The following is a 14,651-nucleotide window of genomic DNA, read 5'->3' as shown; positions in this document are numbered from 1 at the left end:
CGGATTACCGGGTGGCGAGTCCGCCACCCGGCACTTCACAGGAGGTGTCCCATGAAAATCATCTTGGACCGGTTGTTGCTGCTGATCCTGCTGCTCAGCCCGCCTGTTTTCGCCCAGGACAGCGAGGCCATCTACTTCAGCATGGGGGTGCACAACAACCTGGGGTGTAACGAAAAGAACGGCAACTGCATCGCCAAGCGTTCCGTGGGCGAGCCTTCCGATCCGTTTTTCCCGGCCTACTGGATCAGCGACTGGACCATGTACCGGGTGATGCACAACTACGAGAAAAACCCGCCGCCCTACAGCAATCCACCCACCACCCTGACCCCGGCGGACTACACCGTCTCTCGCGGCACCAGTTACTACGACACCGCCTACATCCCGCCGGATGGCGACGGCTTCGGCGCGATGATGGAACACTACGAGAAATACTGCCTGCCGATCTTCCCGATCAAGAACAACAACTACACCTGCTCGTTCGTGTCTCTGGGCAACAAGGCGTATTTCCTGACTTATCCGCAAGACCGCCCCAAGGACATGCCGGCCTGCTGCATGTTTTCGCCGATGAATCATCCGCCGCGCCAAGACTTCATCCAGCACCTGCCCTACAGCGCCGAGCGCAGCAAAAACCTCAATGGCAGCGTGCAGGCCTATGCCCTGGACCTCGAATCGCCGCAAGGTCCGATCCTGTTCGGCTACGCCTTTTACAAAAAACCGTCGGGACAGCCGCCCTACCGGCATCCCCAATCGTTCTATTTCTCCGGTGATACCAGCGTCGCCAATGCGCCCATCGTCAGCCAGAATTACACCAACTTTCGCATCGCCAAACCGGACCCGGCCCAGACCTGGGCGCAGGTGGCCGCGATGTGCCCGGCGAATCCGCCGCCCTGCCAGTTGTTCGAGCCACCGGCCTCCCAGAGCAACGGCCAAAAGGCGCAGTGGAACAAGCTCATGCAGCGCAAACCCTGACCAATGACGAAGGATCGCCATGAAAACTTCACTCCGTCTCACCGTAATGCTAATGGGCCTGGCCAGCCTGCCGGCCCTGGCTCGGGAACAGGCCATGCCGTCGACGCAGACCAGCAACCTGAATTGCCAGCCTCCCAGCACTGCGCCGGCCGCCACGGCCAGCCAGGACCTGTTCGATCAGTACAGCTGGCAGATGTTCATCGCCTTGAACTGGCCGGCACAGAACGGGCAACGAGGTGATCCCGACTGCAGCAAACAGCCTGGGGATCCCGGCTACACCGTGTGGCAAACCTACAAGACCGTGGAGGAAATCTTTCTGCCGCAAGGGGCCGATCCTGGCCCGTGGAATACCCAGCAAGCCGCCAAAAGCCTGGGCATCATCAACATTGCCGCGCTGAAGAACAGCTCTCAGGTGAATGCCGTCGACCAAGCCGTCGGCGGCTGGCTGATCGACCAGGCCGGTAACCCGACCTACTACGACATCTCGGCCAACGAGACTTCGTACAACTACATCGTCGCCAACAGTTTCTATAACGCTGATGTGGTTTCCAAAGCCAACAACATCAACTTCCCTTATGGGGTCATCGAGGTCAAATCGAGCTGGCGCATTCTCACCACCCGTGACAATGCCAGCCGCTACCTGACCATGCTCGCGCGCGTGGCCAAGTTCGACGACCAGGGCCAGCGCGTCGGTGTCACCGAGGCCTACCTGGGCCTGGTGGGGCTGCATATCATCACTAAGGTGAACGGCTATCCGCAGTGGATCTGGTCGACTTTCGAGCAGATCGATAACGTTCCGCCCAAGGTGTTGGTGAACGGCGTGTGGGTCGACCAGCCGACATCCGGCACGGCCTATTCCTACTTCAACCCCACCGCCCCCGCCGCCAGCCTCAACCAGTCGCCGTGCGACTGGCAGACCCAGGGCGTGCATCTGGTCTGCGTGCCCAAACCCGGGACCACGTTCCAGACACCGAACCCGTTGAACCGGTTCACCCCGATTGCCGAGGTCACCAACGGCGTCAATACCCAGTACCGCACCGACCCGGACCTGCAACGAAGCGTGTTGAAGTACTACCAGCTCATCACCACCCAGCGCCCGCTGATGCCGGATAACCCCAGCAATCCACTGGGCCAGCCGACACCGGCCCTTTCGGCCAACGTGACCATGGAGAGTTACATCCAGCCCAACAGCAGCTGCATGAATTGCCACTCCATGGCGACACCGGTCAAGAGCCCCTACAAGTCCGATTACTCCTACCTGTTCAAATTCGCCAATTCGCCTGTCGGCAAAACCATCAAGGACGAGGAATAAATCATGAGCATCCTGAACGGACCACGACTGAATTTCTGGGGCGGCATCCGCACGGACGTCAGCTTGCCGAACAACTCCCCCACCATTCCTTACGACGGCAATGATGAATGGCCGCTCTTCGACCTGACCACTTCGACCCTGGCGCCGGGTGCCCAGTCTTACACCGACGATCAGCTGAACAACATGATCAACGCGCCTGACGGCGACTACTACACCGCCGGCGGCTGGAATCACTACGGGCAGCATGTGGTCGACATGCAGAACGCCTTGATCAGTTCCCAGGGTAATCCGGGCGGCATCAGCACCACCGGCGACATGGTGGGCCAGCCGGTCTATCTGCTCGGGTCGGTGGACCCGGTGACCGGACAGGGGCCTGTGTCCGGCCCGATGATGGTGGACCTGGACCCCACCTCCTCAACCACCACCCAGATTTTCGTCGGCGGTCTGCAAATTGGCGGTAACAGCGACATCCAATTGCTGATTCGCAGTAATACCGTGTGCAGCAGTTTCGACGTCGCGGGGCGAGTGCTGTTGCCCGCGAGAATGGACGCGCCGGGCTCCTTCCACGCCAGCGGCACGTTTCAACTGACCTTTCCCCTGAGCAGCATCGTCAGCTGGAATCAAAACAGCGCTGGCCTGCGATCGATCATCCAGGCACCCGGGGCGACAGGTATCGTGCTGCGTTTCGTCATGTTCGAAATGTGCCCCACGATGACCACCGAACAACTGGACGCCGATTATGCCGCCGGTCGATACACCCCCAACCCGAGCATCGGCCGGGTCATCGGTACGCTGGCCCCGGCTTTCGCCGACGAACCGCTGAACTGCCAGCCGGGCCGGCAACTGGTCAATCAGAGCACGGGGAATGCCGGCTATGCCGACCTGGGCAACAACGGTTACCTGAGCATCGACATGGTGAACGTCATTCCGAAGGAAACCTTCAGGGCTGTCAGGGACGACATCACCAGCCCTATCGGGCCCAATGCGAACTACGGCCCCGTCACCATCACCGCAGGCACCACCACACTGGCCACCCTGGAGCCGACCAACCGCTTTTTATTCGACTACTACGTGTATGGCGGCATCGTCGACCTGCCGCTGACCTTCAACCAACTGCAGGCGGTACAGACCACCGCCCTGGCGATCAACGCGCCCGGCAAGGTCGCCGGGACCACATTGCAAGCCACCGAATCGACCTATCGGGTCTATGCCGACCAGCGCAACGTTTATCTGGAAGACTACCCCAATGGCCTGTCGCTCACCCTGCAGGTCAGGTACCTGGGCGGCCCAGTCCAAAGCACCACCGAAATCGACCTGCAGGCGGCTGCTCCTGCTGTGTACGATGAACCGCAATACTGGGACTTCCTCGATTTCCCAACCTCGCTGACCGTGAACGCCGGCGAGCTCGCCGTCAGTTTCCCCGTCACCGTCAAACCGGGTAGCGCCGCCCAAGCGGGTTTTGTCGCCCTGACCTGCACGGCCAATGGCCTTCCAAGCAGTGGCTACTTCACCAGCTTTCGCAAATACGCACAGACCGACTTCGGCATCCCCGCGGGCACCACCATCACTTGGGAGCTGATGTACCCGAACGTCTTGCGTTTTCACTACCTGGCCTTCCCCGCCATGTCGCGCTACATCCCGCTCAATCAGCGCGACGCGATCATGGCCGCCAAGAACCCCATCCTCGCCCGAACCTCGGATGCCTACAAAGGCACCACGCTGTTCATGCCCGTGGTGCGTTCGATGTCGCCCTGCCAGCGGGCGCTGCTCCGGGCCTATCTCACCGGTGAACCGTGGCAGCCGCCGCAGTAGCCGATCCACCCCTTATTCATGGAGAGAGCCCTTATGCCCACACCCATTCATATCCCCGCACGCCCCGGCGAAACCCTGTGCCCGAGCACCCTCATCGCCGAGGGCCTGCTGAACCCTCGCGGCATCTGTGCGCAGGCCGATGGCAGCCTGCTGCTGAGCGAAGCCGGTTCGGGCCTGCCGGACCAGCCCTTCAGCGGCCGTATCAGTCGACTGCAACCAGACCCGCACAGACCTGGCGCCTACCTGCCCCGCGAAACACTGGCGCAAGGTTTCCGTTCCATGAACATGCAGACGCGCATGCTGCGCGATGAAATCATGGGGCTGTCGGACATCGCCTGCGGTGACGGGCGCTGCCTGGTCAGCCTGACCGATTACGTCGAGGGCTCCAGGTTGCTGGACCTGCAATACACCCCGCCCGAGCCGGTGTTTCACAGCCGTGGCAATCTGAATGCGCTGTGTTACCACCCGACCCGCCGTAGTTGGCTGGCGGTCAAACCCGATACCAATCAGTTGGTGGAGTTCGCCAGCGGCCAGGACGAACGCGTGCTGGTCCAGTTGCCCGCACTGGACCAGGGCCAGGAAGCCGTCCCCGTGACCCTGGTGTACGAACCGGCGACAGACGCGGTGCTGATCAGCCTGTTCTCCGGAGAACTGCAAGGCGACCCGGCGCGCAAAGGCATCGACTTTGCCGATAAGGCAGGACAAGTGATTCGGGTGTGGCCCGCCAGCGGGCTGATCGACATCCTGATTCGCGGCCTGCAATTGCCCACCGGACTGGCGCTGTGTCCGAAGGGCAACGTGCTGGTGCTGGAGCTTTGCGACCGCCTGCAGCAACCCCTGCCGCCGGACTGGAACGGTGAACCGCTTCATGGCGGCTTTAGCCGTTTCACCGGGCGACTGCTGAGCTGCAACCCGCAAACCGCCCAGGTCGTGGTGCTCGCCCGTGACCTGGATACTCCTTCCAACCTGTGTCTGCTGGAGGATGCAGTGCTGGTGAGCGAAGGCATGGGTTTGACCGGCCGGCCACTGCCCATGCCAGACAACACTGTCGTCCCGTTGAGCGGCAGGCTGCGGCGGGTGCAGCTCTGAAAAGGCGGGCCACAAGTTGCCTGAACATTTCCTGCCCCGAATTGGGCAGGAAATATTCAGGCTCGGCCCGCGTCAATCGCGCTCTGAGGCGTCTCGGATTCGAGCGGGTGACACGATGATTTTCACGTTGTGCTGCTTGTTGTTGACCAATTCCTCAAAGCCCTGCCCGACGATCTGTTCCAACTGAATACGGCCTGTTATCAGCGGCGTGATGTCCAGCCGGCCATCGGCGATAAAGGCGATCACATCTGCGAACTCCCCGTTATAGGCGAGTGCACCCAGCAGCTGTTTTTCGGTGGCGACCAGCTCGAAGAAATTGAACTCGCTGGGCTCCTCGAAGATGCCCACCAATACACACGTGCCGGCCTTGCGGATGAGGTCGATGGCGAGCTTGGCTGTGTGTTTGTTGCCGATGCATTCGAAACTGACATCCGCCCCCAGCCCGCCGGTCAGCCGCCGCACCTGCGCCAGAGCGTCGCATTCATTGGGGTCCAGCACATGGCTCGCCCCCACCTCCAGGGCCTTGGCCTTACGCGCTCCCGACATTTCCAGAGCAATGACCTGGGCCGCGCCAGCAGCCTTGGCGCACATGATGGTGCACAGGCCGATGGTTCCAGCGCCAACCACCACCACATTCTTCCCCAGCAAACTCCCGGCCTTTTTCACCGCGTGCATACCCACTGCCAGCGGTTCGATCAACGCCCCGGCTTCGGCGGGAAAGTTGGCCGGCAACTTGTAAAGCAGGTTGGCCGGTACGTTGACCAACTCGGCGAATGCGCCATTATTCATCAGCCCGGTGAAGGCCAGGTTTTCGCAAATGTTGTACAGTCCATGGGTGCAGTAATAACAAGTGCCACAGTGCTGACAGGCATCGGCGGCCACCGGTTCGCCCACACTGAACCCCAGGACCCCGTCGCCAATTTCGACGATCTCGCCACAGAACTCATGACCGAGAATGCACTGCCCCTTGATGCCGGTCAGCGGGTGCGGCGCATCCACCGGAATGAACACTGGCCCGGCCACGTACTCATGCAAGTCGGAGCCGCAAATACCGCACCATTGCACACGAATCTGCACCCAGCCCGCCGGTGGCGAGACGGGCAACGGCACGTCTTCGACACGGATATCGTGACGACCATGCCAGACAGCGGCACGCATGCTGCGGGTCGGATCAATTGGAAGGCTCATGTTGGAATCTCCTTGAAATCGTTGGCCCTGGCGCCCGGCAAATGGCCGGCCGCCAAGGGAGGCATCAGTGTTGTTGGACAAAGTCCAGAATCAGCCGATTGACCTGCTCGGCCGCTTCCATCTGCACCATGTGCGCCTGACCCGGCAGGATCTCGACCTGAGCAGCCAGACCAGCGCTGTGGGTCGCAGGAATGATCGCGTCGTCACTGCCCCAGATCAGCAACACTGGTTGCCGGTTTTCTTGCACCACGCCGCGCAGATCGAGCTGTTGCCGTCCTTCTTTGAACAGCCCCGAAACCAGCAGGCGCAGGGCCGCATCCACCCCTTCCAGACGCTTGTACTTGAGCATGTCTTCGAGCATCTGCCGATTGACCAGTTCGGGGTCGGAGAACAGTTGCACCAACTGTGGCTTGAGGGCATTGCGGCTGGCCGCCTCGACAAAACCTTGCAGGTAATCGCCGTTGATTTCCGCGCCCAGGCCGGCGCTGCCGATCAAGCTCAGGGAACGCACTCGCTGGGGAGCCAGGCGCGCAGTGTTCAGCGACACCGCCCCGCCCATGGAATGCCCCACCAGATGCGCCATGGGAACATCCAGATGATCGAGCAGTGCCAGCAGCACCCCGCTCAGCTCATCCAGATCTCCGTGCTCCAGCTGTTTGGTCGACTCGCCATGGCCCGGCAGATCCAGAGCAATCACCCGGCGCCCGGCGGCCAATGCTTCATGATTGAACATCCAGTTATTCAGGTCACCGCCGAACCCGTGCACCAGCACCAACGGCACCCCGCCTTCGCCACGCTCGAAGTAACGGATCAGTCGCCCGTCCAGTTCGACCTTCTGCGGCTTCGGCCCACTGTCTTCCTCGGCACCGTCACCTGGCACGAACGCGGCCTGGAACTGCTCGATCACCGCATCGATCTCGGCCTCGCTGGCTTCGCCGTCGACCACGATGCCGAGCAATGCACCGACCGCGAGGGTTTCATCCTGGCGCGCGATCTGACGGCGCAACACACCGGAAAACGGCGCTTCGACACTGCTGGAAATTTTGTCGGTTTCTACGTCGAGCACTTCATCGCCCTTGGCGATCGCCTGGCCCTCCTCCTTGAGCCAGACATCGACCCGGCCTTCGGTCATGGACAAGCCCCACTTGGGCATGGTCAGGGTATGGATCTGGCTCATGAACGCTTGCTCCACTCGATCAGTTTGAGCACGGCGTTTTCAATCTTCGCCGCGTCAGGGATATAGAGGTCTTCCAGGGCGTCGGAGAACGGCACCGGCGTATGCGGCGCGGTGACCATCTCGATGGGCGCCTTGAGCGAGGCGAACGCTTTTTGCGCCACCAGGGCCGAGATGTCGGTGGCCATGGAACAGCGCGGGTTGGCCTCGTCGATCACTACCAGGCGCCCGGTCTTTTCCACGCTTTCAAGAATGCTGTCTTCGTCCAGTGGGCTGGTGGTGCGCAGGTCGATGACCTCGCAGTCAATGCCCCGCCCTGCCAGGCTGCGGGCTGCATCCATCGCCGTATTGACCGTGCGTCCATAGGAAACCAGGGTCACGTCCTTGCCGTCGCGCAGGAAGTTGGCTTCACCGAACGGGATGGTATAGAGCTCTTCCGGCACTTCGCCCTGCATGCTGTAGAGCAGTTTGTGTTCGCAGAAGATGACTGGATCGTTGTCGCGAATGGCCTGGATCAACAGGCCCTTGGCGTCATAAGGTGACGACGGGCAGACGACTTTCAACCCAGGGATGTGCGTCCACAGCGACGTGAGCATTTGCGAGTGTTGGGCGGCGGCCCGCAGGCCCGCGCCGACCATGGTGCGAATCACCAACGGGGTGGAGGCCTTGCCCCCGAACATGTAGCGAAACTTGGCCGCCTGATTGAGGATCTGGTCCAGGCAGCAACCGGCGAAGTCGACGAACATCAACTCACACACCGGGCGCACGCCGCAGGTCGCTGCGCCTACCGCGGCACCGACATACCCCAACTCCGACAGCGGCGTGTCCAGCACGCGGCCGGGGAATTGGTGGTAGAGGCCCTTGGTCACGCCTAATACCCCGCCCCAGGCGTCGTTTTCACCGGGAGCACCGGCACCGCCGGCGACGTCTTCCCCCATGATGAACACGCTGGGGTCGCGACGCATTTCCTGGGCCAGGGCTTCGTTGATTGCCTGCTGATAACTGATTTTTCTCGCCATGATAAAGGTCTCGATTCTTGTTATAGGGGGCGTTCAGGGATAGGAAACGTAGACGTCGGTGAGCAGGTCGGCCGCGCTCGGCTTGGGGTCGGACTTGGCCTTGCGCACGGCATTTTCGATCAGCAGGTCCACTTCGCCATCGATCTGATCCAACTGGCTGACATCGATCAAACCGGTCCGGGTGGTGCGTTCGCGAAATTGCATCAGGCAGTCGTTGTGTTCGCGGAAATACTTGACCTCGTCCGGTGCCCGATAGGTCTGGGCGTCGCCCTCGAAGTGACCGTAGTAGCGGGTCAACTTGACCTCGATCAACGATGGTCCTTCACCGGCTCGGGCGCGCGCCACCGCGGCACCGGCGGCTTCGTGAACGGCGAAAAAATCGAAGCCGTCGACGGTGACCCCAGGCATGCCGAAACCGGCTGCGCGGTCGGCGATGTGATCGCAAGCCACTGACCAGTTGGACGCCGTGGCCTCGGCGTAACCGTTGTTCTCGGCAATGAACAGGCACGGCAGGTTCCACACCGAGGCCATGTTCATCGCTTCGAAAACGGCCCCTTCGTTGGAACCGCCGTCGCCGAAGAACGCCACGGCGACGCCGTCGGTCCCCTTGAGCCTGGCGGCCAGGGCCGCCCCTACTACCAGCGGTGCACCGGCACCGACGATGCCATTGGCACCGAGCATGCCTTTCTCGAAATCGGCGATGTGCATGGAGCCGCCCTTGCCCTGACAGACCCCGGTTTTCTTACCGTAGATTTCAGCCATCATCCCGTGCACATCAACGCCCTTGGCGATGCAATGACCGTGGCCACGGTGGTTGGAGGCGATGCAGTCGTCATCCCTCAGGTGAGCCATGACACCGGCGGCCGAGGCCTCTTCACCGGCATAAAGATGGACGAAACCGGGAATCTCGCCGGTGGCGAACTCCACGTGCAGGCGCTCTTCAAAGACGCGGATGGTGCGCATCACCCGATAGGCATGCAGCAATTGATCAGCAGTCAGCTGTGTCGACATTTTTATTCTCCAGGGTGTCTTGAGGCTCAAGTTTCAAAGTGCAAGGTTCAAAGGGTGTTGCGGGTGTTCACGACCGATGGCCAGCAGCCGCTCTTGTGCGGCATAGACCAGCGCCGCATTGACATCGATGCTCAGCGGGCCGCCGGCATCGAGGGTCACGGTGGGCAAGTCATGGGCGTTGAATTCGATTTCCCGTTCGCCATCCAGGGCCAGGGTGCCGCTGCTCAGGCACAGACAATGGGCAACACCGGGTTCAAGACTGCCGGCTGCGAGCACGCCGCAGCCTTGCAACAGGCCGGGCGCCAGGGGCACCAGCAAGGCTTCGGACGATTGCGGATCAAGGCGCATCCAGGCACCGTTTGGGGCTTGGCGCGATACCGGAAACCACAAGCCGCAGAGGGCCGAAATGCCAATGGACTGAGGTTCGGCGAAGGTGACAAACACCTCCGCCAGATCGATCCCACGGCTGATTGCACGGGCGCCGATAAAGGGCAGCGAGGACACCGCCACGTCCACCAGCGCCACTTCGCACAGGTCGCGGCTCGGAATCCGCACCAGCAGGCGTTTATTGCGGCGCAAGGCAATTTCGGGCGGTATCCGGCCGCTGGCGAATAGCCCGCCGGCCAGCCCGGCGCTGGTGGCCTCACGCAGCTCCGGGAAGGCATTGTTGGTCCCCGTCGATAGGGTCAGCAGTGGAATGTCGCCGACTTCGGCAGCCACCGCTTTGTGGGTGCCGTCACCGCCGAGCACGGCGATCAGTGATACGCCGCGCTCAGCCATCCAGCGCGCGGCCTGGCGAGTGTCCGCCACGCTCTGGCGCAAGGTAAGTTCCAGGAACTCGAGGGTTGGCCAGTGACTGTCACGCGCCTGGCGGCCATGACTGTTTTTCTTCACCGCCGCCGCGATGCCGGTCATATCGGTGGGCATCAGTACGCGCTCGACACCGGTGGCGCCAAAAGCCGCCAGCAGCCGTTGGATCACCGAGACCTTGTCGGTGCTGGAAAACAGCCCGGCATTCGCCGTCAGCCGCCTTACGTCCCGTCCGGACGCCGGATTGGCAATGATGCCGACGGTCAGGGGCAAGCGACTCATGTCGCCACCACGGGTACAGCAGAGTAAAAGCCTCGGCAGGAGGACATAGGGCACCTCTTGTTATTATCGGATTGCCAGTCGTACTGGTTGCCGGGGTTAGAGCAAGGCCGGTGCCAGGTTCGCAAAAAATCGCCATAAAGCCCGGCCCAGAGCGGTCTTGACTGCATTTTCAAGGGCTGGGATCTCGCTCGTATGAGACGTCCCATGTCAGCCTGCACGGGTTAGTGGCCAGACCTTGAGACGTCGCGTCTCAGCTTCGCAGTGGGGTGAACCGATGCTTGTCGACCGTCCGTGAACGGCGCTTAATAGCCCGCACAACTAAAAGAAGATCGAACCGGAGGCCTTAAATGCTTTCCGCACACTCGAAGGCGCATGTGGATTGCGTCAGCCGTGTTTTGAAGAACGCAGCGTATCTGCCGCAACTGCCGGTGCCGGACTTGATACTGGATTCCTGGCGCCGCTCCATGGAGCAACACCATCTGGACCCAGGCTCATTACAAGGGCCGCGGATCCTGTCCCAGAACGTGTTGCAGGAGTGTCGAGAACGCTCCGAACTGTTCCTGCGCATCGCCAGCGAAGAAGTCGCCCGGCTCCACGGTCGCGTGCGCGATGCCGACTACTGCGTGTTGCTCACCGACGCCCAGGGCCAGACCATCGACTATCGCGTGGAAACCTCCATCCGTAATGACTGCCGCAAAGCAGGCCTGTACCTTGGCACCTGCTGGTCGGAAGATGAGGAAGGCACCTGCGGGGTGGCCGCGGTACTGACAGCACGAACACCGGTCACGGTGCACAAACGGGATCACTTCCGCGCGGCTTTTATCGGACTCACCTGCTCCGCCGCTCCGGTCTTCGACCCTCGGGGCGAACTGCTCGGGGTGCTCGATGTGTCTGCGGTGCGTTCGCCGGACGACCGTCGTTCCCAACACCTGATCCGGCAGCTGGTGGTGCAGAGCGCACGGGAAATAGAACAGGCGTTTTTCATGAACAGTGCCCAGGGTTACTGGGTGCTGCGGGCCCACAACAGCCCGGGCTACGTCGACAGCCAACCCGATTACCTGCTCGCCTGGGACGACGACGGGCAACTGCAGGCACTCAACCCCGCGGCGCGGCAGTGGCTGTCGCAAAGTTTTGGTCAACTACCGGAGCACATCGGCCAAGTGTTCGATCAGCAGTTATTGCATCGCGCCAGGGACGAATCGCTCTGCCTGTTTCACTGCCGGGGTGGCCGCCATGTCTTGCATGGGAGACTCAGCGCGCCACGGCAGGTGAAACGCAGCCCGGCTCGTCGGGTACTGTCACCCGCCGAACTCGACCCGCGACTGGAAGAAAGCCTGCGCCTTGCGGTTCGGGTCAAAGACCGTAATCTGCCGGTGCTGATTCACGGCGAAACCGGTTCCGGCAAGGAAGTCTTCGCCCGCCAGCTGCACCAGGCCAGTCTGCGCCGTGATCGACCTTTTATTGCGGTGAACTGCGCAGCGATTCCGGAAAACCTGATCGAAAGCGAGCTGTTTGGTTATGTAGCCGGAGCCTTCACTGGTGCTTCGAGTAAAGGCATGCAAGGTCTGCTGGAACAGGCCGATGGCGGCACCCTGTTTCTCGATGAAATCGGCGATATGCCCCTGACCCTGCAAACCCGGCTACTGCGGGTTTTAGCCGAGGGCGAAGTGGCGCCCCTGGGAGCGTCAAGAAGCAAAGCGATAGACATTCAGGTGGTCTGCGCGAGCCACCGCGATCTGGAAGCCCTGGTGGCCTGCGGCGAGTTTCGCGAGGACCTGTACTTCCGCCTCAGTGGTGCGCGATTCCAATTGCCGCCGTTGCGCGAACGCAGTGATCGACTGGCATTGATCAACCGGATACTCGAAGAAGAATCATCGGCCTGCGCGATAGCGATGCAACTGGGAAGCGCCGCACTGGAATGCCTGCTCGGCTATCGCTGGCCGGGTAATGTGCGCGAACTGCGGCACGTGCTGCGTTACGCCTGCGCGGTGTGCGAGACCCACTTGATTCTGTTGAGTGACTTGCCTGAGCATCTGCCTGGCCATCGACTCAACCATCCGGCTTCCGCTGACACCGTGGAACGCTGCGCCAGTCCGGAACGCCAGGCACTCCTCGATGCTCTCGTGCGTCATCGCTGGAAACCCACCCCCGCAGCCAAGGCTTTGGGCATCTCCCGGGCAACGCTGTATCGACGGGTGCATCAACATGGCATCGACATGCCTGGCAGGGGCTGACCACGGTTTCATCCGGCGGCCCCGCTCAATGAGCGTTGGCCACCGGACAGCACAATGGACTTGCATCGATCACAGTATTGGTGAACGGCATCAAATAAATGTGGGAGCAAGCCCCGGCTATTAAAACCAGGTCTCCATCTGTATCCCGTATTGCCACACACCGCCGGCGTTGAAGTCCGTCTTGCCGAAGTTGTCTGTGGAGCTGTATCGGTCCAGGTCCGAAGACCAGTTCATGAAGCTGGCGAACACTCGCAATTCGGGGCGTGTGAGCAGGTCTCCAACGTCGGGTTTGAAGGTTGGAGCAATGGTGAACTTCCAGAAGTTGCCATCGACCGCGTTGCGTTGCAGGTAGCCCTTGGGATCGAGGTCCATGGTTTGCCAGCTCATTTCGTAGGCCATCTCGAAATTGCTGTTGATTTCATTGGCCAACCGCACGTTCAGGGTCATCCAGCGGTAGTCGTCACCCTTGACGTATCGATCCTTGCTTTGTTCGGCCAGCAGACTTGGACCGATGCGCCAGTGGGGTGCAATCGGTGTCTCGCCGTACAGCGCAAGGCGCAGCGCACGGGCGTCTTCGATCAGTTCGCCGTCCGAGCCAATGTTCTTGACCTCGGCCCCCAACCCTTGCCCGTAGAGCAGCGCCGTCTTGAAGAAGCCTTCCCTGCCGAAAAAGTTTTTCTGGTGGTTGGCCACCATGCTGTGCAAGCCGGAGTCCGCAGGCTTCAGGCCCGCTTCATTGGTGCGAGTGCCAAAATCGTTTTTCTTTGAGCCAATACCATTGAACATCCACTGCCACTGACCGTTATCGAAGAATTGGTTGGAGGTCAGGATGTAGCTTTCCACATCGGCATTGACGCCACCTTCACTGAAATCCCCATAGTTACGCCCGATCAGGGAGTAATTCGAGCGCCAATCCTTGTTCATCTGTACGTCGTAGATACCGCCCCCGGTGCCGGCTAGAAAGACGACGTCCGAGTCCAGCCAATGGATATCGAAGTTGTCCCTGTCGAATCGCTTGCCTGCCCACAGGGTGGCGTTCTCGAACGTCGAATTGCCCTTGAATGCGGCGAGATGATCGAGTTCCGTAAATACCTGGCGCACATTCAGGTTACTTTCGGCGGCCGTCCAGTCATTGGAGCTTTCCACTCCATCGGCGATGGAAACCGTGAATTTGGAATGGGTGCCGTTCTGCGCATAGGCTTCTTTCGACAGGTCTATACGCATGTAAGTATCGTCTTCATTACCCAGTCGCCCGATGGCGCCACCGACTGAACCCGCCGGCGTTGTATAAGGACCGCCACGCCCACCTCCCAGCCCATCGTTGATCAGCAATCCGGAGCGCGCGTAGCCCTTGAAGCTGAACCCGTCGGTGAGGTGCCCGGAACCGTTTTCTTTCTCGATGCTTTGCTGACGGGCTTCGAGTTTTGCCAACCGCGTATCCAAAGTGGGCGCCGCAGTGGCGGTCGCAGTGGACGCAGCAGGCTGCAAGGCGGGAGTGGACTGTTTGAGCTGCTGCAGTTCCCTGGCGAGCGCCTGGGTTTGTTGTTCGGCGGCGGCTGCACGTTTTTCCGCAGCGCTGGCACGGGCTTCAAACGCGGCCATGCGTTCTTCCAGAGTCGCGGCCTGAGCGGTGGCCGCCGAGGTGCCGAGTACGCCGGCGAGTAGCCAGCTTGATGCTTTCTGCATGGGGGATTTCCTGTTTTGTTTTTATTTTTTGTCCTGCGACCGGCCTTTTTTTCGTGAATTGTTAA

The 14,651-nt window shown here is 61.0% G+C and carries 11 protein-coding genes; 5 read left to right on the top strand and 6 right to left on the bottom strand.

Annotated elements, in window-relative coordinates; genetic code table 11:
* Window positions 1-51 precede the first annotated feature (51 nt).
* From ACZ9BB_RS08630 to ACZ9BB_RS08615, 4 genes are read left to right on the top strand one after another with little or no spacing between them, the layout of a single operon-like run.
* On the top strand, window positions 52-969 hold the full coding sequence (locus ACZ9BB_RS08630) for a hypothetical protein (RefSeq protein ID WP_476213389.1): 918 nt from the start codon (window positions 52-54) through the stop codon (window positions 967-969).
* A 19-nt stretch (window positions 970-988) separates the two neighbouring features.
* Window positions 989-2,281, top strand: coding sequence for a hypothetical protein (locus tag ACZ9BB_RS08625; protein ID WP_476213388.1), 1,293 nt, complete (start codon window positions 989-991; stop codon window positions 2,279-2,281).
* A gap of 3 nt (window positions 2,282-2,284) precedes the next feature.
* Entirely contained in the window at window positions 2,285-4,093 is a 1,809-nt protein-coding gene (locus ACZ9BB_RS08620; protein ID WP_476213387.1) for a hypothetical protein, read from the top strand.
* A gap of 33 nt (window positions 4,094-4,126) precedes the next feature.
* Window positions 4,127-5,182, top strand: a complete 1,056-nt coding sequence (locus ACZ9BB_RS08615; protein WP_476213386.1) for a hypothetical protein — start codon at window positions 4,127-4,129, stop codon at window positions 5,180-5,182.
* A 72-nt stretch (window positions 5,183-5,254) separates the two neighbouring features.
* Here the strand turns inward: ACZ9BB_RS08615 and ACZ9BB_RS08610 are convergent, their stop codons facing one another.
* The 5 genes from ACZ9BB_RS08610 to ACZ9BB_RS08590 form a co-directional block, all read right to left on the bottom strand.
* Window positions 5,255-6,340, bottom strand: a complete 1,086-nt coding sequence (locus ACZ9BB_RS08610) for a 2,3-butanediol dehydrogenase (RefSeq protein WP_476218245.1) — start codon at window positions 6,338-6,340, stop codon at window positions 5,255-5,257.
* A gap of 94 nt (window positions 6,341-6,434) precedes the next feature.
* Window positions 6,435-7,547 carry an acetoin dehydrogenase dihydrolipoyllysine-residue acetyltransferase subunit gene (locus tag ACZ9BB_RS08605; RefSeq protein ID WP_476213385.1) on the bottom strand — a complete coding sequence of 371 codons (1,113 nt, stop codon included), beginning with the start codon at window positions 7,545-7,547 and terminating at the stop codon, window positions 6,435-6,437.
* Window positions 7,544-8,563 (bottom strand): alpha-ketoacid dehydrogenase subunit beta, encoded by a 1,020-nt coding sequence (locus ACZ9BB_RS08600; protein ID WP_030128853.1) that lies wholly within the window; start codon window positions 8,561-8,563, stop codon window positions 7,544-7,546. The genes ACZ9BB_RS08605 and ACZ9BB_RS08600 overlap by 4 nt, the downstream gene beginning before the upstream one ends.
* A gap of 33 nt (window positions 8,564-8,596) precedes the next feature.
* A complete protein-coding gene (locus ACZ9BB_RS08595; RefSeq protein WP_476213384.1) occupies window positions 8,597-9,574 on the bottom strand; it encodes a thiamine pyrophosphate-dependent dehydrogenase E1 component subunit alpha in 978 nt (325 codons plus the stop codon).
* 33 nt (window positions 9,575-9,607) lie between these two features.
* Window positions 9,608-10,666 carry an ATP-NAD kinase family protein gene (locus ACZ9BB_RS08590; protein ID WP_476213383.1) on the bottom strand — a complete coding sequence of 353 codons (1,059 nt, stop codon included), beginning with the start codon at window positions 10,664-10,666 and terminating at the stop codon, window positions 9,608-9,610.
* Window positions 10,667-11,013: 347 nt separating this feature from the next.
* On the opposite strand from ACZ9BB_RS08590, the gene ACZ9BB_RS08585 reads away from it, so the two are divergent.
* Window positions 11,014-12,900: a sigma-54-dependent Fis family transcriptional regulator gene (locus ACZ9BB_RS08585; RefSeq protein WP_476213382.1), complete on the top strand. Its 1,887-nt coding sequence runs from the start codon at window positions 11,014-11,016 to the stop codon at window positions 12,898-12,900.
* Window positions 12,901-13,020: 120 nt separating this feature from the next.
* On the opposite strand, the gene ACZ9BB_RS08580 is transcribed toward ACZ9BB_RS08585, so the two are convergent.
* Window positions 13,021-14,586 carry a carbohydrate porin gene (locus tag ACZ9BB_RS08580; RefSeq protein WP_476213381.1) on the bottom strand — a complete coding sequence of 522 codons (1,566 nt, stop codon included), beginning with the start codon at window positions 14,584-14,586 and terminating at the stop codon, window positions 13,021-13,023.
* Between the last annotated feature and the right edge of the window lie 65 nt (window positions 14,587-14,651).

The organism is Pseudomonas sp. TE3552 (assembly GCF_056278945.1).
The sequence above is the reverse complement of the archived record's forward strand: the minus strand, read 5'-3'. Positions and strand labels throughout refer to the sequence as shown.